Origin of the sequence: Micromonospora sp. RP3T, assembly GCF_003027925.1 — a bacterium.
Lineage (GTDB): Bacteria > Actinomycetota > Actinomycetes > Mycobacteriales > Micromonosporaceae > Micromonospora.
Window position 1 is genome coordinate 109,182 of record NZ_PYPS01000017.1, and the last position, 24,127, is coordinate 133,308.

Genomic DNA, 24,127 nt, shown 5'->3' on the forward strand with positions numbered 1-24,127 from the left:
GCGCGCAGGTGCGCGCACGCTCACACCGGAGGCCGCTCTTTCCCGGAAAGCGGGCCTATTCCGGCCCGGATACCCACTCTTTCCGGGAAAGAGGGCGCACCACCTCTGGGGTCAGGGGTGCGGGACGTACGCCTCCAGCTCGATCTCGACCAGGTGCTCCGGGTCGACCAGACCGGCCACCACCACCATGGTCGCCACCGGACGAACCGGGCCGAACACCGCGTTGTGCGCCCGGCCCACCTCGTCGACGTAGAGCCGGTCGGTCACGTACATCCGGGTCCGAACCACGTCGGCCGGTTCCGCGCCCACCTCGGCCAGCGCGTCCAGGCCGATCCGGATCGCCTGCGCGGTCTGCGCCGCCGCATCCCCCACGTGCGCCACCCGACCGTCCACCGTCGAGGTGCAGCCGGCGGTGATCGCCAGCGCGCCGGCCCGGACCACCCGGGAGTAGCCGTAGAGCGCCTCCCACGGGCCGCCCGAGCCGAGCCGGGTCACCACCGGCGACCCACCCACCTCGATCGTCACGCGCCGGCCCGCAGCGTGGCGAGCGCCTCGGCGACAGTGAACGCGCCCGCGTAGAGCGCCTTGCCGGCGATCACGCCCTCCACGCCGACCGGCTCCAGCGTGGCCAGCGCCCGCAGGTCGTCCAGCGTGGACACCCCGCCGGAGGCGATCACCGGCGCGTCGGTGCGGGCGCACACCTCGCGCAGCAGGTCCAGGTTCGGCCCCCGCATGGTGCCGTCCTTGGTGATGTCGGTGACCACGTACCGCGCCGCGCCGGCCGCGTCCAGCCGGGCCAGCACCTCGTACAGGTCACCGCCGTCGCGGGTCCAGCCCCGCGCCGAGAGGGTACGCCCGCGCACGTCCAGCCCGATCGCCACGCGGTCCCCGTACTCGCCGCAGATCCGGTCGCACCACTCGGGATCCTCCAACGCGGCGGTGCCGATGTTCACCCGGGCCGCCCCGGTGCCCAGCGCCGCCCGCAACGACTCGTCGTCGCGGATCCCGCCGGACAACTCCACGTGCACGTCGAGCTTGCCGACCACCTCGGCGAGCAGCGCCGCGTTGGAGCCCCGACCGAACGCGGCGTCCAGGTCCACCAGGTGGATCCACTCCGCGCCGTCGGACTGCCAGGCGAGCGCCGCCTCCAGCGGGTCGCCGTACGCGGTCTCGCTGCCGGCGGCGCCCTGCACGAGCCGGACGGCCTGGCCGTCGGCGACGTCCACGGCGGGCAACAGGTCAAGGCTCAACGGTTGTCTCCTCGCATCCTCAACGACGGTCCATCGCGATCACCACGATCGCCGGCAGGACCAGCAGCAACAACACGACCAACGCCAGACGCAGCGCGAGGTCGTCGACGAAACTCCAGATGCCGATCACCGCGACGGCGGTGAGCAGCGCGATGGCCGCCCGCTCCCGCCAGCTGTGCCGGCGCAGCCGACCGGTGCGCCCCCGCCGCAGCCGGGGCGTCAGCCGGCGTACCCAGGCCCGGCGCCGCTCCCGACCGGCCACCCGCCGGGCCCGGACGGCGCGTTCCCGCTCCTGCTCGGCCTCGCGGGCCGCCCGACGGCGGGCCCGCTCCTTACTCAAAAGTGCCGAGCCAGTTGCGCAGGAGCGCCGCGCCCGTGTCGGCCGACTTCTCCGGGTGGAACTGGGCGGCGGACAGCGCCCCACGCTCCACCGCCGCGACGAAGTCGCCGCCGTGGTGCGCGGTGGTCACGACGGCGCCGGCGGCGGCGAGCGCGGCCGGGTCGGTGACCCCGTAGGAGTGCACGAAGTAGAACCGGGCGTCGACCGGCAGGCCGGCGAAGAGCACCGACCCGTCCGGCGGGCGCACCGTGTTCCAGCCCATGTGCGGCAGGCGCGGCGCGGGCAGCTTCGTCACCCCGCCGGGCAGCAGGCCCAGGCCCTTGGTCACGACGCCGTGCTCGTCGCCGTGCGCGAAGAGCACCTGCATGCCGACGCAGATGCCGAGCACCGGGCGGCCCGCCGCCACCCGCTCGGCGATCACCGGGCCGGCACCGAGCGCCTCGATGCCCGCCATGCACGCGGCGTACGCGCCGACGCCCGGCACCACCAGGCCGTCGGCCCCGGCGGCGGCGGTCAGGTCGTCGGTCACGGTGACGTCCGCACCGGCCCGCTCCAGCGCGCGCTCGGCCGAACGCAGGTTGCCCGAGCCGTAGTCGAGCACCACCACCCGCCGGGCCATCAGCCCTCCCCGGGCAGCAGCCAGAGCAGCCCACCGGCGGTCGCCAGCACGGCCAGCAGGCCGGTGACCACCACGGCGGCGCGGGCGGCGCCCTGCTTGTACAGCGACCACGTCCCACCGACCAGCACCCCGGCCAGGATCAGCAGCAGCGTCGGCAACACCTTCACAGTTACAGCGCACCCTTCGTGGACGGCACCACGCCGGCGCTGCGCGGGTCGATCGCGGTCGCCTCACGCAGCGCCCGGGACACGGCCTTGAACTGGGCCTCGACCACGTGGTGCGCGTCCGGGTGGCCGCCGGGCCGGGCCGCCCGCAGCACGTCCACGTGCAACGTGACCCGGGCCGACTGGCCGAACGACTCCCAGATGTGCCGGGTCATGCTGGTCGGGTAGACCGGCCCGATGTACGGCGACAGCGCCGGCTCGTCGTGCACCACGTACGGCCGACCGGACAGGTCGACCGCGGCCCGCACCAGCACCTCGTCCATCGGGACGGTGGCCGAGCCGTACCGCCGGATGCCGGCCTTGTCGCCCAGCGCCTTGTCGAACGCCGTGCCCAACGCGAGCGCGGTGTCCTCCATGGTGTGGTGCGCGTCGATCTCCAGGTCGCCGACCGTGTGCACGGTCAGGTCGAAGCCGCCGTGCCGGGCGATCTGGTTCAGCATGTGGTCGTAGAAGCCGACGCCGGTCTCGATGTCGGCCTTGCCGGTGCCGTCGAGGTCGATCTCGACAAGCACCTTGGTCTCGTTGGTGACCCGCTCGATCCGGGCGGTGCGGTTCATGACAACTTCTCCATCGCGGACAGAAAGGCGTCGGTCTCGGCCGGGGTTCCGGCGGTGACCCGCAGCCAGCCGGGCAGGCCGACGTCGCGGACCAGCACGCCGGCGTCGAGCAGGGTACGCCAGGCGGCGACCTGGTCGCCGCCGACGTCGAACAGCACGAAGTTGGCGTCGCTGTCGGCCACCCGGCGCCCCCGCGCGCGCAGCTCGGCGACGATCCGGTCGCGCTGGACCATGATCGCGGAGACGGTGCCGAGCAACGCGTCCCGGTGCGCCAGCGCCGCCCGGGCGGCGGCCTGGGTGAGCGCGGAGAGGTGGTACGGCAGCCGGACCAGCTGCACCGCCGCCACCACCGCCGGGTCGGCGGCCAGGTAACCCAGCCGGCCGCCGGCGAACCCGAACGCCTTGCTCATGGTGCGGGTGACCACCAGTCGGGGGTGGCCGGGCAGCACGGCGAGCGCGCTGACCGTGCCGGGCCGGGCGAACTCCGCGTACGCCTCGTCCACCACCACCATGCCGGGCGCCTCGGCCAGCACGGCGGCGACCACGGCCGGGTCGAGCGCGGTGCCGGTCGGGTTGTTCGGCGAGCAGAGGAACACCACGTCCGGGCGGTGCGCGCGCACCTGGTCGACCGCGTCGGCGGCGGTCAGCCCGAAGTCGGCGCCCCGGACGCCGGGGATCCACCGGGTGCCGGTGCCGAGCGCCAGCAACGGGTGCATCGAGTACGCCGGGGTGAAGCCGAGCGCGGTGCGCCCGGGGCCGCCGAACGCCTGGAGCAGCTGCTGCTGGATCTCGTTGGAGCCGTTGGCCGCCCACACGTGGTCGGCGGTGAGGTCGTGGCCCAGGTACGCCGCCAGGTCGGCGCGGAGCGCCACCGCGTCCCGGTCCGGGTAGCGGTTGAGGTCACGCAGCTCGGCCGCGACCGCCTTGGCGATCGCCTCGACCACCGGCTCGGGCACCGGGTAGGAGTTCTCGTTGGTGTTCAGCCGCACCGGCACGTCGAGCTGCGGCGCGCCGTACGGGGAGCGTCCGCGCAGGTCGTCCCGGATCGGCAGGTCGTCGAGCGTGGTCACGAGTCGTCCCCGGGGAAGCGGACGCGGACCGCCTGGCCGTGTGCCGGCAGGTCCTCCACGCCGGCCAGCGTGACCACGTGCGGGGCCACCTCGCGCAGCGCCTGCTCGGTGTACTCCACCAGGTGGACGCCGCGCAGGAAGGACTGCACTGACAACCCGGAGGAGTGCCGGGCGCAGCCGCCGGTGGGCAGCACGTGGTTGGAGCCGGCGCAGTAGTCGCCGAGCGACACCGGCGACCAGGCGCCCACGAAGATCGCACCGGCGTTGCGCACCCGCAACGCCCACTCGCGGGCGTTCTCGGTCTGGATCTCCAGGTGTTCGGCCGCGTACGCGTCGACCACCCGCAGCCCGGCCGCCAGGTCGTCGACGAGGACCACGCCGCTCTGCTCGCCGCGCAGCGCGATGCCGATCCGCTCGGCGTGCTTGGCCGCCGGCACCTGCCGGGCCAGCTCGGCGTCGACCGCGTCGGCCAGCTCGGTCGACGGCGTGACCAGCACGCTGGCCGCGAGGGGGTCGTGCTCGGCCTGGCTGATCAGGTCGGCGGCGACGTGCGCCGGGTCGGCGGTGTGGTCGGCCAGGACGGCGATCTCGGTCGGGCCGGCCTCGGCGTCGATGCCGACCACGCCGCGCAGCAGCCGCTTCGCGGCGGTGACCCAGATGTTGCCCGGCCCGGTGATCATGTCGACCGGGTCGCAACGCTCGTTCCCGGCCGGGTCGACAGTCGCGCCGTACGCGAGCATGGCCACCGCCTGGGCGCCGCCGACCGCGTACACCTCGTCCACACCGAGCAGCGCGCAGGCGGCGAGGACCCGCGGGTCGGGCAGGCCGTCGTTGTCCTTCTGCGGCGGGCTCGCCACCACCAGCGAGCGCACCCCGGCCGCCTGGGCCGGGACCACGTTCATCACCACCGTCGACGGGTACATGGCCAGGCCGCCGGGGACGTAGAGGCCCACCCGGTCGACCGGCACCCACCGCTCGGTCACCGTGCCGCCGGGCACCACGGTCGTGGTGTGGTCGGTCCGGCGCTGGTCGGCGTGGACCCTGCGGGCCCGGGTGATCGACTCCAGCAGCGCGGCGCGGACCTGCGGGTCCAGCTCGCCCTCGGCGGCGCGGATCACCTCGACCGGCACCCGCAGATGCTCCGGCGCGACGCCGTCGAACCGCTCGCTGGCCTCCCGGATCGCCGGGTAGCCATGCTCGCGGACCGCCTCGACGAGGGGGCGGATCCGCTCGACCGCGACGGAGACGTCGAGCTGGGCACGGGGCAGCAGGCGGCGCGGGTCGGGCACCCCGCCGCGCAGGTCGATCCGATTCAGCACACTGCGAGTCTAGGCCGCCGCCGGTCGGACCGACCGGGGCCGCCCGCACGCCGGGACGGTGAGCCGGGACACGCAGGCCGGGCGCGGGGGAGCTACGCTCGATCACGTGAGCGCACGGCTGCCGGTGTTCCCGCTCGGGACCGTCCTCTTCCCCGGGCTGGTCCTTCCGCTGCACATCTTCGAGGAGCGCTACCGAGCCCTGGTCCGCCACCTGGTGGGGCTGCCCGAGGGCGAGCCACGCGAGTTCGGCGTGGTGGCGATCCAGGCCGGCTGGGAGGTCGCGCCGGCCGGGCCGCCGGGCCGCTCCGGGCTGGCCGGCGGCGAGATCACCCTGCACGAGGTGGGCTGCACGGCCGAGCTGCGGCAGGTCACCGAGCTGGCCGACGGCGGTTTCGACATCGTCACGGTGGGCCGGCGCCGGTTCCGCGTCGCCGAGATCGACGACGACGCCGAGCCGTACCTCACCGCCGAGGTGGAGTGGCTGCCCGAGCCGGCCGGCCCGGACGAGGTGGCCGACGTGCTGGCGGCCCGGGTGATCTCGGTGTTCCGGCACTATCTCGGCCTGATCCGGCCGGACCAGGAGGAGATCTCCGAGCAGCTCCCGGAGGACCCGACCGTGCTGTCGCACCTGGTCGCGGCGACCGCCGCGCTGACCGTCGCCGACCGGCAGCGACTGCTCGCCATCGACGACACCCCCGGCCGGCTCCGCGCCGAGCTGCGCCTGCTCAACCGCGAGTCGGCGCTGCTGCGTCAGGTCCGGGCGGTGCCGGTGCCGCTCAGCGAGCTGGCGGGCCTTCCGGCGCCGAACTGAACCCCCGCGGGTCCGGCCGGTCGTCGTCCCCCGACCCCGGGCCGGCCGACCCCTGGCCACCGACCTCCGACGCCGCCGGCCACCCGGCGACCTCCGACGCGGATGGCCGCTCGCCGCCCGGGCCAGGCGGGGGCGGCAAACCGCCGTCCGGGCCCGACGCCGCCGGCCACCCGCCGCCCGGGCCCGACGCCGCCGGCCACCCGCCGCCCGGACCGGGCGGGGCCGGCCACGCGTCGGGTTCCGGTTCGGGGCGCAGCGACGGCCATCGCGACCAGCCGGCCAGCAACGTGTACGTGACGGCCGCGCCGAACGCCGCGAGCAGCAGGTTGCCGTGCGGCAGGGGCAGCGGACCGAACCAGTCGACCCCGCCGGCGCGCAGGTCGGCCGGCTTGGTGAAGTCGGTGCCCGGTGGCGCGGTGTCCAGCAGCCGCTCGAAGGTGCCCAGCCCGATCCGCCGGCCCACCTGCCAGGCCACCACCGCCGCACCGAGGCCGCCCAGCGTCACCGCGAGCAGGCCCACCGGGCCGCGCCGGCGGCGCAGCAGCACCCACAGGGTGATGGCGGAGAGGACCCCGAAGCCGAGCGCGAGGAGGCTGAACCAGCCGTCGGCCGCGATCGGTTGCTCCGGCTGCGGGACCGCGTACACCGCTCCGTCCGGCGTCTGCCGCACCGGCGTGCCCGGCGCGGCCCAGGCCCACAGCAGACCCAGCGGCACGCCGAGCGCGGTGAGCAGCGCCGCCACGCCGAGGACCGCCGCCACCGGCCGGCCGCCGTCGCGGCGCGGGTCGGGTGTCGCGCCGGGCAGTTCCCGGACGACGTCCGGATGGCCGGCGAGCGGGGCCGCGCCAGGCGCGGTGACCGGGGTGCCGGCGGGCACCGGAAGACCACCGGGCCAGCCGGGCGGCTGCTCGGCGGGCGGCTGCTCCGCGGCGCCGGTACGGTCGGCGGGCCGCTCGGGATCAGGGGTGTCCGGGCTCACCCGGTGATCCTCTCAGGCCCGGGCACGGCGTGGGGCGGTGGTCGGCGCTCAGCGCGCGAACGGCTCCACCATCACCGCCGCCGCCTTGAGCCAGGCGTGCCGGGTCTCGGCCTGGAGCTGGTGGTACTCGATCGAGGAGCCGGTCTCCAGCGCCGGGTCATAGGGCACCACCGTGACCGCCCGGGTACGGGTGGCGAAGTGCCGTTCCAGGTCGTCCTGGAGCGAGGTGCGCCCCGGCGTCGGGCAGGAGATCAACGTGACCGCGTTGTCGGCCAGCTCGCCCATGCCCACCTCGTGCAGCAGGTCGAGCATCCAGTCCGCGCTGAAGGCGGCGTCCTCACGCGGCACGGTGGTCACCACGAGCTGGTCGGCGGCCTGCATGACGGTGCGCCAGTTCGGGCTCTCCACGTTGTTGCCGGTGTCCACGCAGACCACCTCGTGGGTGCGGCGCAGCAGCTCCAGCACCCGCTTGACGGTGAACTGGTCGAGTCGCTGGGCGAAGCGCGGGCTCTCCTCGCCGGCCAGCACGTCGTACGACCCGTCGGCGGCGTGCCGCAGGTAGTCGTCGAGGTGGGACAGCAGGGTCTCGCCGTCGAGGATCTCGATCTGCGCGAGGTCGTGGACCAGATGGCGGATGGTGCGGGCGTGCCGGGCGCTGCCGGCGCGCAGGCCCAGCGTGCCCCGCAGCTCGTTGTCGTCCCAGGCGAGCACGCCGCGCCCGCGCACGCTTCCCACGGTCGCGGCGGCGAGCACGGTGGCGGTGGTCTTGTGCACCCCGCCCTTGGGGTTGGCGAACGCGAGCACCCGGGGGGTGCCCAGCTCGCGGCGGAGCACGCCGGTGGCCCGTTCCAGCTCGGCGTCCGGCGCCGGGGCGCGCCACCGCGCCGGGGCCGTCTCGATCCGGCCCGGCCGTGCCTCGACCGGCCGACGCGGGGTGGGCACGACGGGTGGTTCCGGCGTCGGCGGGATGCCGGGCCGGTACCGGCCGCGGTCCAGCAACGCGTAGCGGGACTCCGCGGGCGGCGGGGCGGGGCGGTAGCCGCCGTCGAGCAGCGAGTATCGCGACTCGACGGGCGCCTCGGCCCGCCCGCGCGGCTCCGGCTCGGGTCGCCAGGACGGCTCGGCCGGCGGCTCCGCGGGGTACGACGGCTCGGGTCGCCAGGACGGCTCCGCGCGCGGCTCGACCGGGGACTCCGTGGCGTAGGACGGGTCGACGCGCCAGGACGGCTCGCGCGGCTCCGGGGCGTAGGACGGCTCGGCCCGCCAGGACGGCTCGGCCAGCGGCTCCGGATCGGTGCGGTACGCCGGTTCCGCCCGGTACGCCGGCTCGCCGTCGAGGCGCGGGTCGGCGCGGAAGGCCGGGTCCACCCGGAACGTGGCCTCGGCCCGGTAGCCGGGCTCGGCGGCGTACGACCCGTCGGCGGCGCGGCCGACGGCGGCGGCGCGGCCGGTCCAGCCGGTGCCCGCGCCACGGCGCGGCAGCGCTTCGGGGGGCGGCGGCACGGATTCCTCGGCGTGCCGGTCGGCGTCGGCGTGCTCCGCGCCGCGACCGCCGAGCCGGGCCCGGTCGAGCAGCGCCCGCCACCGCGGTGCCGGCTCACCCTGCCGACCCCAGCCGGTCTCGCTGCCGTCCAAGGATTCGCCCTCCCCCAGCCCATCGATCTGACGCCTGACAGGCTACGAACGAAACCCTATTCGGACCACTCCCCGCGCCGCACATCGCCCGGTGGCTCTGCTCACCGTGGCACCCGGCGGACCGGCGCGCATCCGGGTGTCTCAGGAGGTGGGAGTGGGATTGGCCGGAGCGGAGCCGGGGACCGGCGACCGACCGGCCGGTGAAGGTCCGCTCACTGTCGGTGCGGCTTCCGACGAATCGCCCATTCCGCCGTCCCCGGTCGGACCGGTGTCGGCCGGTGGCCGGGCCACGTCCCGCTGCTCGGGCAGCGGCGGGGTGAACACGGTCCGGTCCAACCGGGTCACCTCCGGCGCCGGATCCACCATCCGTACCCCGGGACGGTCGGCGAGCGCGCGCAGCGCGGCCGGCGCGGCCCGCACCACCGCGGCGTAGACACAGGCGCACCCGGCCCGGTAGCCGGCCGCCTCCCGGGCCGCGACCGCCGCGCCGGTGTCGTACTCCCGACGGAGCCCGGGATCGGCGGTGGCCGCCGGGGCGGCGGCGCGGGCCCGGTAGTCGGCGGCCTCCCGGTCCTTGCGCGCGGCGACCTCGGCCATCCCGCCGACCACGTCGTCGGGCAGCCGCAGCGCGGCGATCCGGACGATCTCGGTCTGCCGGCCGGGCAGCGGCACGCGCGCGATCACCGCCGAGACCGGTGTCCCGGCCAACGCGGTCGCCACCCGGGCCGGCGTGAGGTAGGCGGCGAACGTGACGAGCGCCCAGCCGTCCGGCGCGTCGAGCCGGGCCAGCTCCGCGCCGGCGGCCCGCTGGTACGCCGGCACGGACCCGCCGGCGGTCACCCCGACGCGGGTCACCTCGCCGACCGTACGGTCACCGACCGGCCGGTCCCGCCGCTGCGCGACGGCCACCACCAGCACCAGCAGCGCGCAGCCGAGCGCGAGCCAGGTGAGCGCCGCGGCACCCGCGCGGCGCGGCGGCGCGGTGTCGTCGTCGTCCACGGTCAGTCGCGCAGGATCTCCAGCGCCCGGGCCAGGTCGTCCGGGTAGTCGCTGACGAACGTGACCTCGTCACCGGTGCGCGGGTGCCGGAAACTCAGCGAGCGGGCGTGCAGCCACTGCCGGGACAGCTTGAGCCGGCCCGACAGGGTCGGGTCCGCGCCGTAGGTAAGGTCGCCCACGCAGGGGTGCCGCAGGGTGGAGAAGTGCACCCGGATCTGGTGCGTGCGCCCGGTCTCCAGCCGCACGTCGAGCAGGCTGGCCGAGGGGAACGCCTCCAGCGTGTCGTAGTGCGTGATGCTCGGCTTGCCGCCGGAGACCACCGCCCACCGGTAGTCGTGGTGCGGGTGCCTGTCGATCGGCGCGTCGATGGTGCCACGCAGCGGGTCCGGGTGGCCCTGCACCACGGCGTGGTAGCGCTTCTCCACCTCGCGCTCCTTGAAGGCGCGCTTCAACGCGGTGTAGGCCAGCTCACTCTTGGCCACCGCCATGATCCCGGTGGTGCCCACGTCGAGCCGGTGCACCACGCCCTGCCGTTCGGCGGCGCCGCTGGTGGAGATGCGGTGGCCGATGCCGGCCAGCCCGCCGATCACGGTCGGGCCGGTCCAGCCGGGGCTCGGGTGCGCGGCCACCCCGACCGGCTTGTCGACCACCACGATGTCGTCGTCGGCGTAGACCACGGTCAGGCCGGGCACCGCCTGCGGCACCACGGTCGGCGGGGCGACCGGCGCGGGCAGCGTGACCTCCAGCCAGGCGCCGGCCTTCACCTTGTGCGAGTTGGCCCGGGCCACGCCGTCGACGAGCGCGTCCCCGGCGTCCACGAGCGCCGCCGCGGCGGTGCGGGACAGCCCGAACAGCCGGGACACGGCCTGGTCCAGCCGCATGCCGTCGAGCCCGTCCGGGACCGGCAGGGAGCGGTGGTCGCCACCGGTGGCGTACGCGGCGGTCACGCGCGCTCCTTCTCGTCGGCCCGGGTGTCGTCGGTGGTGGGTTTCGCGCCGGCCCGGGAGCCGTCGCGCTGCCGGCCGGTCAGCTCCAGGAAGACCGCCAGCACCACGCCGCAGACCAGCGAGCTGTCGGCCAGGTTGAACACCGGATAGTGCTCGCCGTACGGGCCGAACAGGCTGATCATGTCGACCACGTGGCCGACGAAGTGCCCAGGCGCCCGGAAGATCCGGTCGGTGAGGTTGCCCAGCGCTCCGCCCAGCACCAGGCCCAGCGACACCGCCCACGGCAGTGAGCGCAGCCGCAGCGCCATCCAGCCGATCCACCCGATCACCGCGAACGTGATCAGCGGGAAGATCCAGGTGTGGTCCGCGCCGATGCTCCAGGCGGCCCCGCTGTTGCGGGTGAGCGTGAAGTAGACGGCGCCGCCGAGCACCGACAGCGGCTCCTCCCGGCCGGGCAGCTCGCTGAGCGCGAGCTGCTTCGTGCCCAGGTCCGCAAGAAGCGAGAAGAGGGCGACGCCGAGCAGCAGGCCGACCGCCGTACGGCGGGGCGCGGCGCCGGCCCTCGACTCGGTGGTGCCGGGCCCGGCGGGCGGTGCTGCGGTCATCTGCTCCCCATCGACGTTCGCGACGGTGGCGGTCACCGTCTGCGGTTCGGCCGCCGGGGAGCGGACGACGTCAGCGCCGCTCCGCCAGCTGCTTGCAGCTCACGCAGAGGGTGGCCGACGGGAACGCGGCGAGCCGCTCCACCGGGATCGGGTTGCCGCACCGCTCGCACCAGCCGTAGCCACCCTCGTCGAGCCGCTCCAACGCGCGCTCGACCTGCGTGATCCGCTCCTTGATGCTGTTGGCGAGAGAGATCTCCTGCTCACGCTCGAACGTCTTGGTGCCGGTGTCGGCCTGGTCGTCCCCGGCCGAGTCGGTCAGCCGGTCGCGCTGCAGCTCGGTGATCTCGCTCAGCGTCTGATCGTACTCGGCGTTGAGCTCGTCCCGCCGCGCCGCCAGCGCGGCCCGGATCTTCTCGGTCTCCGCCGCGCTGCGGGTGGCCTTCGCCACCGGCTTGCGGCCGGCGGTCCTGGTATCGGCTGGCTTCGCCATCGTCAGCTCCCTCAGCCGCAGTGGCGCGGCGGTCAGCGGTACGTGGGCAGGGGGCACCGGCGCGTCCCCCGCGAACGGAACGGGGCACACGGCGACCCGCCGTGCACTCCGGAGGTTGGCAAGAATACGGAACGTACAGGCGTCCGACAACGTGCCGCACCGTCGCTCCGAGTTTCCGCCCCGAAGTGCCAACTATCGGGGCAAAAGGAACGCTAGCAGATCAGCCGGTCCGGTCCTCGCCGTACTCCCCAAACCACCGGGCCAGGCGACCGCGCCGACTGACCGCCCGCAACCGCCGCTCCGCGGCGTCCCGCACCCCCGCGGTGGCCACGATGAGCAGGCTGTCCCCCACCTTCAGCCGGGTGTCCGGGCCGGGCACGAACCCGACCCCGTCGCGCAGCACCAGCGTGACCGCCGCGCCCACCGGCAGCCGCAGCTCGTCCACGTGCACCCCGCCCAACCGGGAGCCGGGCGGCACCTCCAACTGGAGCAGGTCGGCCCGCATCCGCTCCAGCGGCGCGGTCTCCAGCAGGATCTCGCTCGCCTCCGCCGGCGCGGTCACGCCCAACCGGCGAGCCGCCGGAGCGAGCGTGCCGGCCTGGAGCAGCGTGAAGATCACCACCAGCACGAAGACCGCGTCGAAGAGCCGGTCCGCGCCCGGCACCCGCAGCGAGAGCGGGATGGTGGCCAGCACGATCGGCACCGCGCCGCGCAGCCCGGCCCAGGAGAGGAAGAGCTGCTCGCGCCGGGAGACCCGGAACGGCAGCGCGGAGACCGCCACCGACAGCGGCCTGGCGAACAACAGCAGGGCCAGGCCGGTGATCACGGCCGGCAGCACCGCCGCGTCCAGCCGGGTCGGCGAGACCAGCAGCCCGAGCAGCACGAACAGGCCGATCTGGGCCAGCCAGGCCAGCCCGTCGGCGAACCCGAGGATGGCCTGCCGGTGCGGCAGGTTCGAATTGCCGAGCAGCACCCCGGCCACGTAGACGGCGAGGAAGCCCGAGGCGTGCAGCACCGAACCGGCCGCGTACGCCAGCACGGTGAAGCCCACCACCGCGATCGGGTAGAGGCCGGCCGAGGGCAGCGCGGCGCGACGCAGCGCGTACCGTCCGGCCAGGCCCGCGCCCACGCCGACCGCCGCGCCGGCGCCCAACTCGTACCCGAGCAGCAGCGCCTCGTACCACCAGGGGTGGGCCGCCGCCACGCCGGCCCGGGACAGCAGCAGCACCAGCAGGACCACCGGGGCGTCGTTCATCCCGGACTCGGCCTCCAGCGTGGCCACCAGCCGGGGCGGCAGGCGCAGCCGGCGCAGTGTGGCGAAGACCGCCGCGGCGTCGGTGGAGGAGAGCACCGCGCCGTAGAGCAGGGCCAGCCGCCAGTCCAGGCCGAGCAGCAGGTGCACCACCACGCCGACGACCACGATGCTGACCACCACGCCGACCGTGGAGAGCACGGCCGCCAGGCCGAGCACCGGCCGCAGCGTGCTCCACCGGGCGCTCAGGCCACCCTCGGCGATGATCACGATGAGCGCGCAGAAGCCCAGCACCCGGGTCAGTTCGACGTCGTCGAAGCGGATGCCCAGGCCGGCCTCGCCGATGAGTACGCCGAGCGCCAGGTAGACCAGGAGGCTGGGCACGCCGAGCCGGGTGGAGAAGCGCACCGCGCCCACCGCGACCAGCAGCACGGCGGCGCCCACCAGCAGCGCGAGGTTCAGCCCCGGCGTCATCGCGTACCGGCCCGCCGGACCCTCATTCCGCGCTGCCGTCGCGCAGCCGACGCAGCACCTCGGGCAGGCGGTCGGCCGGGCGCTCGACCAGGAAGAGTTTGTCCCGGCTGGCCGCGCCGGACCGCAGCGACACCACCGCCGGCCGGACGCCGAGCGCGTCGGCCAGCGCGCGTCGGGCCGCCTCGGTGGCCCGGCCGTCCACCGCCGGCGCGTGCACGGCGACGACCAGGGCCGGGCCGTACGGCCCGTCGAACCGGCCGCCCACCCGGGCCCGGGCCGCGCCGGGCTTCACGCGCACCGCGACGGTGAGCGGGGCGTCCGCGGTCGTCATGGTCAGCGTGGCCGGGCGTCGGTGAGCAGCGTGGTGGCGGCGGCGCAGTACGCGCACGGCGTGAAGCCGAGCCCGACCGCCTCGGCGACCGGCAACGACTCGGCCGGCCGGCCCACCAGGTGGGGACAGTCGGCCAGGTGGAAGCGGGGATGGCCGTCGACCACCCGGACCTCGTCGGGCAGTCGCACCAGCCGGGCGACCTCCCCGGCGGAGAGGAACTCGGCCGACGGATCGCCGGCGAGCGGCCCGCCCGGGGCGGGCGACGTGGGCGTCGGCTCGGCCGACGGCGGCGCGACCTCCGACTCGACCACCGAGTAGGCCACGAACGGCGCGGCACCCGGCCCCGTCGGCGGCGAATAGACGCCGGTCGACGGAACGTCCGGCCCCGTCGGTGGTGAATAGGCGCCGGCCGGCGGGACGTCCGGCCCGTCGGCCGGCGGGAACCCGTGGATGTCCGGCTCGTCCGGCGGCGGGTACCCGCGAGCGTCCGGCTCGTCCGGCGGCGGATAGACCCCGGTCGACGGCTCGTCCGGCGGCGCGTAGGCGCGGGCGGGCGGCGCGTAGGGCTCGGCCGCCGGCGGCCCGGGCGGTTGCCGCCACCCGGGTCCACCGGCACCGACCGTGGACGTGTGATGCGGGACCGGGCTCACCGGCTCGTCCGGGGACGGGCCGGCGGGAACGGTCCGGGAACGCGGGCCGGACTCGCGGCCCGCCGCGGCCCGGGCCGCGGCCGCCTGGCGGGCGAACACGACGAAGGCGACGGCGGACAGCAGGCTGGCCGCGATCGAGAAGATCAGCAGCGAGCTGGACCCACCGGCCAGCCCGACCACCAGCAGCACGACCGCGACGAGGATGAGCAGGACGCTGGCGGCTATCACGGCTCACCCCCGGCCGCGTCGTGTCGGACTGGTGCCGTCGGGGGCCGCCACGGGGACGGCCACCGACGTGGGATCAGCGGCCGGACTCGAGCGAGCCGGCGCCGCGGCCCCCGCCGAAGGAGCCGGCGAGGCCGGCGGTGGCGAGGCCGTTGCTGCCGCCGACGGCACGGGTGCCCTCGCGGTTCATCTCGACCTCGATGCCCTGGCCACGACCGTCGAGGTCCCGCAGCTGGCTCTCCAGGTACGCCTTGAGGCGCGTGCGGTACTCACGCTCGAACTGCTTGAGCTCCTCGATGTGCTTCGACAGCGCGGTGCGCTTGGCGTCCAGGCCGCCCATGGCCTCCTGGTGCCGCTGGCGGGCGTCCCGCTCCAGGGCGTCGGCCTTGGCCCGCGCCTCGCGGGTGACCTCCTCGGCCTTCGACCGGGCCTCGGAGAGCAGGCTGTCGGCCTCGCGCCGGGCGTCGGAGACGTGGTCGTCGGCGGTGCGCTGGGCCATCATCAGCACCCGCAGCGCCTGCTGCTCGCCGTCCCCGGTCACGCCCACCGGGCTGCCCTGGGTGCGGACCTGCTCCAGCTCGGCCTGCATCGCGCGGGCCGCCTGCTCGGCGGCCGCCTTGTCGCGCTGCACGCGGTCGAGCTGGGCCTTGACGTCGTTGAGCTCCGCCGCGAGCCGGGCGTCGCCGCCGGGGCCGGCGGGTGCGCCACCCCGACCGCCGCGCTCCACCTGGGCGCGCAGCTCGTTGTTCTCCTCGATCAGACGGGCCAGCTCACGCTCGACCTCGTCCAGGAAGGCGTCGACCTCCTCCTCGTCGTACCCCCGCTTGCCGATCGGCGGCTTTTTGAAGGCGACGTTGTGGACGTCGGCCGGGGTCAGCGGCATCGAAACTCCTCGGGTCAGTTGCGGCCGCGAAAGCGCTCTGGTCAGGCGAACGCCACGATCAGGCGCTGTAACACGAACTCCATCAGCACGAACAGGATAACCAGGAGCACAAGGGAGGCCAGGTCGATGCTCACGGTACCAATTCGCAGTGGTGGGATCACACGCCTCAACGCTCGCAGGGGCGGATCAGTGACGCTCCACACGACTTCCAGTCCCGCCGATGCCCCCCGCCCGGGTTGCCAGCGACGACCGTAGGCGAGCACGGCCCCGAGGACAAATCGAGCCAACAGGACAAGCAGGAAGAAATACAGCAGCAGGTAGAGCACCTGGAACAGGATCGACAACACAGCAGGCGACGTCCCTCGGTCGTGCGGGCTAGCTCAGGCTGAAAAAGCCGCCCTCAGCGATCTTGGCCTTGTCCTCCGCGGTGACCTGGACATTGGCCGGTGAGAGCAGGAACACCCGGTTGGTCACGCGCTCGATCGTACCGCGCAGGCCGAACGCGAGCCCGGCGGCGAAGTCGACCAGTCGACGGGCGTCCGCCTCGTCCATCTCGGTGAGGTTGATGATCACGGGGACGCCGTCCCGGAAGTGCTCGCCGATGGTCCGCGCCTCGCGGTAGGTCGTCGGGTGCAGCGTGGTGATCTGGTAGCGCTGCTCGTCCTCCGGGACCACCGTCCGCTCGCGCGGCGGGGCCTGCGGCGCCAGGGCCAGATTGTCCCGGGTGTGGTACGACAACGCGCCGGATCCCTCGCCGGCGGAGGACCGAGTGATGGACCGGACACTGGCCCGCTCGGAACGCTCAGCCCGCTCGGACCGCTCCGGACGCTCGCCCTCGGAGCGGTCGGTGTCGACCCCGCGGCTGGTGGCGCGCTCGGTCAGCCGGCCCCGGTCACCGGCCCGGGTCCGAGGTGCCGGCGGCTCCTCCGACTCCTCGTCGTCCTCGTCGGCGAACTCCTCGGCGTACCGGCTCGACCGGTAGCGCGACGAGTCACGGTAGCCACCCTTGTCGTAGCCACCGTCCTCGTACGCCCGCTCGTCGTCCTCCTCGACGAGACCGAGCCAGACCCCCGCCTTGCGCAGTGCACCCATCCCCGCGCCCTTCCGTCCGCCATGCGGCACGCGCCCCCGTGCCGTGTCGCTTGATCACGAGTGGACGATCATGCCCACCGGACCGGACCGGCAATCCCCTGACGTGCGGTTCGCGGCCCGCCCGCCACGGCCCCCGGGCTTCGGGAGACGCCGTCCTGAACAACACTGATGTAATTTGCTTCCGTCCGAGCCAGGCTACCCCAGCGTGGGGCGCATTCCGAGCAACGCGCTGCCGACGCGGACATGTGTCGCGCCGTGACCGATCGCGCTCTCCAGGTCGCCGCTCATCCCCGCCGACAGCACCGTCGCGCCCGGATGGTCGGCGCGCAGCCGCGCCGCCACCTCGGCCAGCCGGGCGAACGCGCGGTCCGGCTCCCAGCCCAGCGGGGCCACCGCCATCAGGCCGGCCAGTCGCAGCCCGCCCGCCCCGGCCACCGCGGCGGCCACCGGGTCGAGGCCCCGCTCCGGGTCGGCCAGGCCCGGCAGCGCGCCGCCCCGGGCCGGGTCACCGTCCACGCTCACCTGCACCAACACGTCCAGCGGGCGGTCCCGGGCACCGGTCGCGGCGGCGTCCAGGGCGGCCGCCAGCCGCACGCTGTCCACCGACTGCACCACGTCGGCGTACCGGACCACCGAACGGGCCTTGTTGCGCTGCAACTGCCCGATGAAGTGCCAGCGCGGCACCGCCCCGGCGCCGGCCACCGCCGCCGCCTTTCCGGCGGCCTCCTGGTCCCGGTTCTCCCCCACGTCCATCACGCCGAGCCCGGCCAGCGCGACCACGTCGGCGGCCGGGTACGTCTTGGTCACCGCGACCAGGGTGACCTCGTCGGCGTGGCGGCCGGCCGCCACGCAGGCGTCGGCGATCCGGGCCCGGACCCGGGCCAGCCCGGCCGCGAGTTCGGCGCGACGCTCGGGTCGCACCGCGGTGGATGAATCCGTCATCGGCGGGGCTCAGGACCCGTTCTTGAGGAAGTCGGGCACGTCGACGTCGTCGAAGAGCACCCGACGGGACGGCTGCTGCGGCGCCGGCATGGTGGCCGGCGGGTTCGCCGGCGCGTTCGGCTGGGTGGGCGGGTTCTGGTTGCTCTTGCGCGGCGGGTCGACCGCCTTGTAGGCCGGGGTGCCACCGTCGAAGCCGGCCGCGATCACCGTCACCCGCACCTCGTCGCCGAGCGCGTCGTCGATGACCGCGCCGAAGATGATGTTGGCGTCCGGGTGGGCCGCGTCGGTGACCAGCTGCGCCGCGTCGTTGATCTCGAACAGGCCGAGGTCCGAGCCGCCGGCGATGGAGAGCAGCACGCCCCGCGCGCCGTCCATGCTCTGCTCCAGCAGCGGGCTGGAGATGGCCGCCTCGGCCGCCTCGACGGCGCGGTTCTCGCCCCGGGCGCTGCCGATGCCCATGAGCGCGCTGCCGGCGCCGCTCATCACGCTCTTCACGTCGGCGAAGTCGAGGTTGATCAGGCCCGGCGTGGTGATCAGGTCGGTGATGCCCTGGACACCGGAGAGGAGGACCTGGTCCGCGGTACGGAACGCGTCCATCATGGAGATGTTGCGGTCGCCGAGCGCGAGCAGCCGGTCGTTCGGGATCACGATGAGCGTGTCGCACTGGTTGCGCAGCTCCTCGATGCCCGCCTCGGCCTGCACCTGGCGGCGCTTGCCCTCGAACGAGAACGGCCGGGTGACCACACCGATGGTGAGCGCGCCGAGCTTGCGGGCGATGTTCGCCACCACCGGCGCGCCGCCGGTGCCGGTGCCGCCGCCCTCGCCACAGGTGACGAACACCATGTCGGCGCCCTTGAGCACCTCTTCGATCTCGTCGCGGTGGTCCTCGGCGGCGTTCTTGCCGACGTCCGGGTTGGCGCCGGCGCCCAGCCCCCGGGTCAGTTCCCGGCCGACGTCGAGCTTGACGTCGGCGTCGCTCATCAGCAGCGCCTGCGCGTCGGTGTTGATCGCGATGAACTCGACGCCCTTGAGCCCAACCTCGATCATCCGGTTGACGGCGTTCACGCCGCCGCCCCCGATGCCGACGACCTTGATGACCGCCAGGTAGTTGTGCGGAGGTGTCATCTCCGGTCCTTTCCCTTCGAGATTGGCATGGGCCGACCCCACACGGCTTGGCCGGACCAGAGGAGAACCCTCACCCTCTACTAGAGGCTTAGAGTTATGTCAACCACTGATCTCTTCGGGGCAACGTATGCGCCGCCGCGCCAGGAGCCAAGGACCCTTTCCGGCGTGTCGCCGACCGAGCGACCGGTCACACACTGCCCGTTCGCTGAGTGACCGGTCACTGGAACGTGACCACGTCCGGGGCGCTGACGTCGATCCGGTCCGCCCGGCGCGGCAACAACGCGGTCGCCACCGCCGACTTGTCCGCGCTGCGCGCGGCGTCCCCCCAGAAGACCTGCCGGTCGTCGCGCAGCAGCAAGGTGATCCGGGCCAGCCCGGCCACGTCCACCGAGACCAGCTCCGCGCGCAGCTTCTCCCCGAGCGCGGCGAGCACCGCCAGCCCGGCCCGGGTGCCCGGATCGTCCGGCCCCGGCCGGGCCACCCGGACCAGCGGCAACCCGGCCGGGGCCCGGTCCAGGCGCTGGAAGACCACGCCGGCGGCGTCCACCACGGCGAAGCGTCCGCCCTGCGGCACCGCGGCCACCGGCACCCGCTCCTCGACCCGGATCACCAGCGTCGCCGGCCAGTCCCGCTCCACCGTCGCCCGGGCCACCGGCGGCAACTCGCCCACCCGGCGGGCCGTCGCGGCCAGGTTCACCCGGGCCAACGGCGCGTCGTCCGGAACCGCCGCGGCGTCCCGGATCTCCACCGCCGTGACCAGCCGCGCGCCGACCACCCGCACCTCACGGACGCCGAACAGCCCGGTGCCGAGCACCGTCCAGGCCACAAGCGCGGCCAACGCGGTCACCGCCGCGGCCAACGCCCACGGCAACGCGGCGCGCATCCGCCGCTGCCGGGCCCGGGCCATGAACCGACGGGTGGACGGCGGCACGGCGTCCGCCCCGGCCCGCACCAGTTGCCAGCGCCGGACCGGGCTGCGCCGCCCCGCGCCACCGTCCTGGCCGGGCGTGCGGCCCCGGGCCGGGCCGGGACTCATCCGGCGGTGGCCGCCGCGCCGTCCGGACCGACACCGGCGCGGAGCGCCGGGGCGCCGCCGGCGCGGGCCAGCAGGGCGTCCAGCAACTGGTCGCCCATCAGCGAGATCGGCGGCGCGCCCATGGTCACCACCACGTCGCCGGTCCGGGCCCGGCGGGCCACCTCGGCCGGCACGTCGTCCCACGCCTCGACGAAGACCTTCCGGTCCGCCGGCAGCGGCACCGCCTCGATCAGCGCGACCGACCCCTCACCGGGCTGGCGCGGCTCGCCGGGACCGAAGACCTCCAGCAGCACCAGCTCGTCGGCGATGCCGAGCGCGGCGGCGATCTCCGCCTGGAGGTCGCGGGTGCGGTACAGCCGGTAGGGCTGGAAGACCACGATCAACCGGCCGTCGCCGGCCACCTCGCGCAACGTCTGCAACGCCAGCGTCATCGAGGTGGGGTGGTAGGCGTACTCGTCGTAGACCAGCACGCCGTCCGCCACGCCCTTGCGCTCGAACCGCCGCCGCACGCCGGGGAACGCGCCGAGCGCGGCCTCCGCCGCCGCCACCGGCAGCTCCAGCAGGTACGCGGCGAGCACCGCGGCGGCGCTGTTGAGCGCCATGTGCCGGCCCGGCATCGGCAGCCGGATCTCGCCCAGCGACCGGCCCTCGACCTCGGCCAGGTAGCGCACGCCCTGCGCCGAGGAGACCACGTCGCTCATCCGCAGGTCGGCGTCGGCGGACTCGCCGTACGTCCACACCCGACGGCCCTCCGCCCGGAGCGTCTCGGCCAGCCGCCGGCCACCGGCGTCGTCGGCGCAGGTGACGACGAAGCCGTCCGGGTCGGTGAGCCGGGCGAACTCGGCGAACGCCGCCTCCAGCGTGGCCAGGTCGCCGTACGTGTTGAGGTGGTCCGCCTCGACGTTCGTGATGATCGACACGTACGGGCGGTAGATGAGGAACGAGCGGTCGCTCTCGTCCGCCTCGACCACGAAGTGCTCGCCGGTGCCGTGGTGCGCGCCGGAGCCGACCTCGGAGATCTCCCCGCCGATGACGAAGGACGGGTCGGCGCCGGCCTGCTGGAGCACCATGGTCACCATCGACGTGGTGGACGTCTTGCCGTGCGTGCCGGCCACCGCCACCGTGCGCCGACCGGTCATCGCCGCCGCCAGCGCCTCGGAGCGGTGCAGCACCCGCAGACCCCGCCGACGCGCCTCGACCAGCTCCAGGTGGTCCTGCGGGATGGCCGAGGAGTAGACGACGGTGTCCACCCCGTCCAGGTTGGCCGCCTCGTGGGTGGAGTGGATCGTCCCGCCCAGCGCGCGCAGGCCGGCCAGCGACGGCCACTCCCGCAGCTCGCTGCCGGAGACCGGCAGGCCACGGGTGAGGAAGAGTCGGGCCAGCCCGGCCATCCCGACCCCGCCCACCCCGATCAGGTGGATGCGACCCAGGTCCTCCGCGGTCATCGTGCCGGCGGGCGTGAACTGCGCGGTGTTCATGAGGGGTACCTTCCCGTCGCGGCGACGCCCATTACGGAGCCACCGTTGTTCGCGACTGCGGGGCTCGCAAGCTCACTCCTCGCGCTCACCGGCTCACCGCCTCGTAGACGAAGTTCAGCAGCGCCACGTCGCCGTCGCGGCGACCGTAGCCGGCCGCGGCGTGGCTCATCGCGTGGAGCCGTCGCGGCTCCCGGATCAGCGGGATCACCGTGCGCTCCACCCAGGCCGGGGTCACCTCGGCGTCATCGACGAGCAGCCCGCCGCCGGCCTCCACCACGGGCAGCGCGTTGCGCTTCTGCTCCTGGTTGCTGTGCGGATAGGGCACGTAGACCGTGGGCAGGCCGATGGCGGCCACCTCGGCGCAGGTCATCGCGCCGCCCCGGCCCAGCATCAGGTCCGCCGCCGCGTAGCCCAGCTCCATCTCGGACAGGTACGGCAGCGACACGTACGGCACCGGCAGGTCGCTGGGGACGGAGACCGGCTCGTTGCGGGCGCCGATCACGTGCAGCACCTGCACGCCGTTGCGGGCCAGCTCCTTCGCCGCGCCGGAGACGGCCAGGTTGATCGAGCGGGCGCCCTGCGAGCCGCCGGCCACGAAGAGCACCGGCAGGTCGGGACGGAGCCCGAAGTGCGCGCGGGCGGCGTCCCGCAGCGCCGCCCGGTCCAGCCCGGCGATGCCGCGGCGCAGCGGCACCCCGACCACCCGCGCGTCGCGCAGCGCCTCGGACTGGGCCGGCTGGTGCGGAAAGCCCACCGCGACGTGCTTGGTGAACTTCATGCCCATCCGGTTCGCCACGCCCGGCGGCACGTTCACCTCGTGGATGACGATCGGCAGGTCGCGCCGCCACGCGGCGAGGTAGCCGGGGACCGAGACGTACCCGCCGAAGCCGACCACCGCGTCGGCCCGCACCTCGTCGATCACCTTGCCCGCGGCGCGGGCCGCCTTCCACATCCGGTCCGGGGTGCGCACCAGGCTCATGTTGACCGAGCGGGGCAGCTGGTAGGCCGGGATCTGCCGCAGGTCGTAGCCGGCCGGCGGGATCAGCTCGTTCTCCAGCCCCTTCGGGGTGCCCAGGCAGGTGATCCGGACGCTCGGGTCGTGTCGGCGCAGGCAGTCGGCGAAGGCGAGCAGCGGGTAGATGTGCCCACCCGTGCCCCCTCCGCAGAGCACCACCGAACGCAGCGGACCCATCAGCGTCTCCTCTCGTTCGCCGCGCCGGCGCGCGCCCGGTCGGACCGGGCGCCGCGGGTCGCGGCCTGATCGTCCTGCCGACGCTGTCGGGACCGGGGCACGGGCCCTCGGTCCGCCGGGGGCGGCGCCGGTCGGCGACGCCGGCCGGGAAGCGGCGGCAACGGGGCCCACACTAGTCGGACCCATCGGGCCGGCGGACGGGCGTTCAGGGCCCGGGCCGCGTCCGGCTCGGCGCGGGCGAAGGAGGCGAGCATGCCGATCGCGGCCAGCGTCACCACCAGCGCGCTGCCGCCGTCGGAGATGAACGGCAGCGGCACGCCGGTCAGCGGCAGCAGCCCGGTGACGCCGCCGATGTTGATGACGGCCTGACCGACCAGCCAGGCGGTCACGCCGGCCGCGGCGAGCCGGCGGAACGGGTCCTCCACCCGGCGGGCGATGCGCATGCCGGTGTACGCCAGCACGGCGAAGAGCACCAGGATCACGGTGCAGCCCACCACGCCCAGCTCCTCGGCGACGATGGCGAAGATGAAGTCGTTGTGCGCCTCGGGCAGCCAGTCCCACTTGAAGACGCTCTGGCCGAGGCCGACGCCGAACCAGCCGCCGTTGCCGATCGCGTACCGGGCCATGATGGGCTGGTAGCAGTTCTCCAGCTTCAGCTCGATGCAGGTCTGCGGATCGGGCGGGTCGAGCCACATGGTGAGCCGGCCCAGCCGGTAGTTCTCGGCGTCCCGGGAACCGGAGCCGGCGCCGAGCGAGGCGGCGGCGACCAGCAGGCCGATGCCGGCCAGGCCGATCGCGGAGAGCGCGGCGAAGACCCGGGTCCGGACGCCGGACGCCCAGAGCAGGCCCACCACGAGCGCCAGCAGGCACAGCATGCTGCCCAGGTCGTTGTAGCCGACCAGCACGAAGATCAGGCCGACCACCGGAAACAGCGGGGTGGCCAGCTCCCGCCACCAGCCCAGCGCGGCCCCCTTGCGGGCCAGCACGTGCGCCGCCCACAGCACCAGCGCGAACTTGGCCACCTCGGCCGGCTGAAGCGAGATCGGGCCGAGGGAGAGCGAGAGGAGTTCGCCCTTCAACGGCCCGATGGACGCCACCCCGAACAGTGACTCCAGCGCGACCAGCAGGTTCAGCAGGAGCAGCAGCGCCACCGCCACGCCGAGCGCGGGGCGGCTCACCGCCCGGAACGTGCGCGCGGGCAGCCGCTGGCAGGCCCAGAACGCGCCGACGCCGATCACCGCGAACACGGTCTGCTTGGTCAGCGAGGCGGCGGCGTCACCGCCCTCGGCGTAGTCCCGCACGCTGGTCGCGGAGAAGACCATGGTGAGGCCGATCAGCAGCAGCAGGCCGGCGCTGGAGAGCAGCAGGTAATAGGAGGCCAGCGGCCGGGCCAACAGGCCGCGCAGCGCGGCCAGGCCGCCCGCCGGGTCCCAGCGCGCGCCGGCCGGCGGATCGCTCGGCGGCGTGGCCGCGGGCGCGCGGCGGACCGGCGGTTCGGTGCTGACCTGGATGTCTCGTCCCTCCCCCACCCGCTCATCATGGCGGCTCGACCCGCCCGCCCGTGGCGCAACCCCACGGTCGGCGTGTCGGATCTGAAGGAGG

The 24,127-nt window shown here is 74.8% G+C and carries 25 protein-coding genes and 2 pseudogenes; 1 reads left to right on the forward strand and 26 read right to left on the reverse strand.

The window, feature by feature from the left end; translation table 11 throughout:
- Nucleotides 1-111: 111 nt before the first annotated feature.
- The 8 genes from C8054_RS16000 to hisD are packed head-to-tail and all read right to left on the reverse strand — an operon-like array spanning nt 112 to nt 5,379.
- A complete protein-coding gene (locus tag C8054_RS16000; protein WP_107157585.1) occupies nt 112-525 on the reverse strand; it encodes a RidA family protein in 414 nt (137 codons plus the stop codon).
- Entirely contained in the window at nt 522-1,250 is a 729-nt protein-coding gene (gene priA, locus C8054_RS16005) for a bifunctional 1-(5-phosphoribosyl)-5-((5-phosphoribosylamino)methylideneamino)imidazole-4-carboxamide isomerase/phosphoribosylanthranilate isomerase PriA (protein WP_107157586.1), read from the reverse strand. The genes C8054_RS16000 and priA overlap by 4 nt, the downstream gene beginning before the upstream one ends.
- A gap of 19 nt (nt 1,251-1,269) precedes the next feature.
- Nucleotides 1,270-1,590, reverse strand: a complete 321-nt coding sequence (locus C8054_RS16010; RefSeq protein ID WP_107157587.1) for a hypothetical protein — start codon at nt 1,588-1,590, stop codon at nt 1,270-1,272.
- Nucleotides 1,583-2,209: an imidazole glycerol phosphate synthase subunit HisH gene (gene hisH, locus C8054_RS16015; protein ID WP_107157588.1), complete on the reverse strand. Its 627-nt coding sequence runs from the start codon at nt 2,207-2,209 to the stop codon at nt 1,583-1,585. The genes C8054_RS16010 and hisH overlap by 8 nt, the downstream gene beginning before the upstream one ends.
- Nucleotides 2,209-2,376 carry a hypothetical protein gene (locus C8054_RS32300; RefSeq protein WP_199199777.1) on the reverse strand — a complete coding sequence of 56 codons (168 nt, stop codon included), beginning with the start codon at nt 2,374-2,376 and terminating at the stop codon, nt 2,209-2,211. Before C8054_RS32300 ends, hisH begins: the two co-directional genes overlap by 1 nt.
- 2 nt (nt 2,377-2,378) lie before the next feature.
- Nucleotides 2,379-2,990 (reverse strand): imidazoleglycerol-phosphate dehydratase HisB, encoded by a 612-nt coding sequence (gene hisB / locus C8054_RS16020; RefSeq protein ID WP_107157589.1) that lies wholly within the window; start codon nt 2,988-2,990, stop codon nt 2,379-2,381.
- Nucleotides 2,987-4,060, reverse strand: a complete 1,074-nt coding sequence (locus C8054_RS16025; protein ID WP_107157590.1) for a histidinol-phosphate transaminase — start codon at nt 4,058-4,060, stop codon at nt 2,987-2,989. The genes hisB and C8054_RS16025 overlap by 4 nt, the downstream gene beginning before the upstream one ends.
- A complete protein-coding gene (hisD, locus tag C8054_RS16030) occupies nt 4,057-5,379 on the reverse strand; it encodes a histidinol dehydrogenase (protein WP_107157591.1) in 1,323 nt (440 codons plus the stop codon). Before hisD ends, C8054_RS16025 begins: the two co-directional genes overlap by 4 nt.
- A gap of 106 nt (nt 5,380-5,485) precedes the next feature.
- Between hisD and C8054_RS16035 the strand changes: the two genes are divergently transcribed.
- On the forward strand, nt 5,486-6,190 hold the full coding sequence (locus C8054_RS16035) for an LON peptidase substrate-binding domain-containing protein (protein WP_107157592.1): 705 nt from the start codon (nt 5,486-5,488) through the stop codon (nt 6,188-6,190).
- Here C8054_RS16035 and C8054_RS16040 read toward each other — a convergent pair.
- The 18 genes and pseudogenes from C8054_RS16040 to C8054_RS16125 all read right to left on the reverse strand — a co-directional run bounded on the left by C8054_RS16040 (nt 6,156) and on the right by C8054_RS16125 (nt 23,940).
- The gene (locus C8054_RS16040) at nt 6,156-7,169 is read right to left on the reverse strand and encodes a DUF2567 domain-containing protein (RefSeq protein WP_233219662.1); all 1,014 of its coding nucleotides are present in this window, start codon (nt 7,167-7,169) and stop codon (nt 6,156-6,158) included. The two genes, C8054_RS16035 and C8054_RS16040, sit on opposite strands and share 35 nt — an antisense overlap.
- Nucleotides 7,170-7,217: 48 nt before the next feature.
- The gene (locus C8054_RS16045) at nt 7,218-8,804 is read right to left on the reverse strand and encodes an ATPase (protein WP_107157593.1); all 1,587 of its coding nucleotides are present in this window, start codon (nt 8,802-8,804) and stop codon (nt 7,218-7,220) included.
- 141 nt (nt 8,805-8,945) lie between these two features.
- Nucleotides 8,946-9,803 (reverse strand): hypothetical protein, encoded by an 858-nt coding sequence (locus tag C8054_RS16050; RefSeq protein ID WP_107157594.1) that lies wholly within the window; start codon nt 9,801-9,803, stop codon nt 8,946-8,948.
- Between the two features lie 2 nt (nt 9,804-9,805).
- Nucleotides 9,806-10,750: an RluA family pseudouridine synthase gene (locus tag C8054_RS16055; protein WP_107157595.1), complete on the reverse strand. Its 945-nt coding sequence runs from the start codon at nt 10,748-10,750 to the stop codon at nt 9,806-9,808.
- Entirely contained in the window at nt 10,747-11,355 is a 609-nt protein-coding gene (lspA, locus tag C8054_RS16060; protein ID WP_107157622.1) for a signal peptidase II, read from the reverse strand. The genes C8054_RS16055 and lspA overlap by 4 nt, the downstream gene beginning before the upstream one ends.
- A 70-nt stretch (nt 11,356-11,425) precedes the next feature.
- Entirely contained in the window at nt 11,426-11,845 is a 420-nt protein-coding gene (locus C8054_RS16065) for a TraR/DksA C4-type zinc finger protein (protein WP_107157596.1), read from the reverse strand.
- A gap of 220 nt (nt 11,846-12,065) precedes the next feature.
- On the reverse strand, nt 12,066-13,571 hold the full coding sequence (locus tag C8054_RS16070) for a potassium/proton antiporter (RefSeq protein WP_107157597.1): 1,506 nt from the start codon (nt 13,569-13,571) through the stop codon (nt 12,066-12,068).
- 22 nt (nt 13,572-13,593) lie between these two features.
- Nucleotides 13,594-13,902, reverse strand: a complete 309-nt coding sequence (locus tag C8054_RS16075; RefSeq protein ID WP_107157598.1) for a DUF167 domain-containing protein — start codon at nt 13,900-13,902, stop codon at nt 13,594-13,596.
- A 2-nt stretch (nt 13,903-13,904) separates the two neighbouring features.
- Nucleotides 13,905-14,147 (reverse strand): annotated as a pseudogene (locus C8054_RS33250) (hypothetical protein); the annotation flags it as partial.
- A 706-nt stretch (nt 14,148-14,853) separates the two neighbouring features.
- The gene (locus C8054_RS16085; RefSeq protein ID WP_107157600.1) at nt 14,854-15,660 is read right to left on the reverse strand and encodes a DivIVA domain-containing protein; all 807 of its coding nucleotides are present in this window, start codon (nt 15,658-15,660) and stop codon (nt 14,854-14,856) included.
- A 41-nt stretch (nt 15,661-15,701) separates the two neighbouring features.
- The gene (locus C8054_RS16090; RefSeq protein ID WP_091059628.1) at nt 15,702-16,007 is read right to left on the reverse strand and encodes a YggT family protein; all 306 of its coding nucleotides are present in this window, start codon (nt 16,005-16,007) and stop codon (nt 15,702-15,704) included.
- 28 nt (nt 16,008-16,035) lie between these two features.
- Nucleotides 16,036-16,752, reverse strand: coding sequence for a cell division protein SepF (locus C8054_RS16095; protein WP_107157601.1), 717 nt, complete (start codon nt 16,750-16,752; stop codon nt 16,036-16,038).
- A 195-nt stretch (nt 16,753-16,947) separates the two neighbouring features.
- On the reverse strand, nt 16,948-17,694 hold the full coding sequence (locus tag C8054_RS16100) for a YggS family pyridoxal phosphate-dependent enzyme (protein ID WP_107157602.1): 747 nt from the start codon (nt 17,692-17,694) through the stop codon (nt 16,948-16,950).
- Nucleotides 17,695-17,703: 9 nt separating this feature from the next.
- Nucleotides 17,704-18,819 (reverse strand): cell division protein FtsZ, encoded by a 1,116-nt coding sequence (gene ftsZ, locus C8054_RS16105; RefSeq protein WP_107157603.1) that lies wholly within the window; start codon nt 18,817-18,819, stop codon nt 17,704-17,706.
- Nucleotides 18,820-19,036: 217 nt separating this feature from the next.
- Nucleotides 19,037-19,855 carry a cell division protein FtsQ/DivIB gene (locus C8054_RS16110; RefSeq protein ID WP_107157604.1) on the reverse strand — a complete coding sequence of 273 codons (819 nt, stop codon included), beginning with the start codon at nt 19,853-19,855 and terminating at the stop codon, nt 19,037-19,039.
- Nucleotides 19,856-19,926: 71 nt separating this feature from the next.
- A pseudogene (gene murC / locus C8054_RS16115) lies at nt 19,927-21,333 on the reverse strand (UDP-N-acetylmuramate--L-alanine ligase); the annotation flags it as partial.
- Between the two features lie 85 nt (nt 21,334-21,418).
- Entirely contained in the window at nt 21,419-22,525 is a 1,107-nt protein-coding gene (gene murG / locus C8054_RS16120; RefSeq protein WP_107157606.1) for an undecaprenyldiphospho-muramoylpentapeptide beta-N-acetylglucosaminyltransferase, read from the reverse strand.
- Complete coding sequence (locus C8054_RS16125; protein WP_233219665.1) at nt 22,525-23,940, reverse strand: FtsW/RodA/SpoVE family cell cycle protein; 1,416 nt, start codon at nt 23,938-23,940, stop codon at nt 22,525-22,527. Before C8054_RS16125 ends, murG begins: the two co-directional genes overlap by 1 nt.
- Nucleotides 23,941-24,127: the final 187 nt, after the last annotated feature.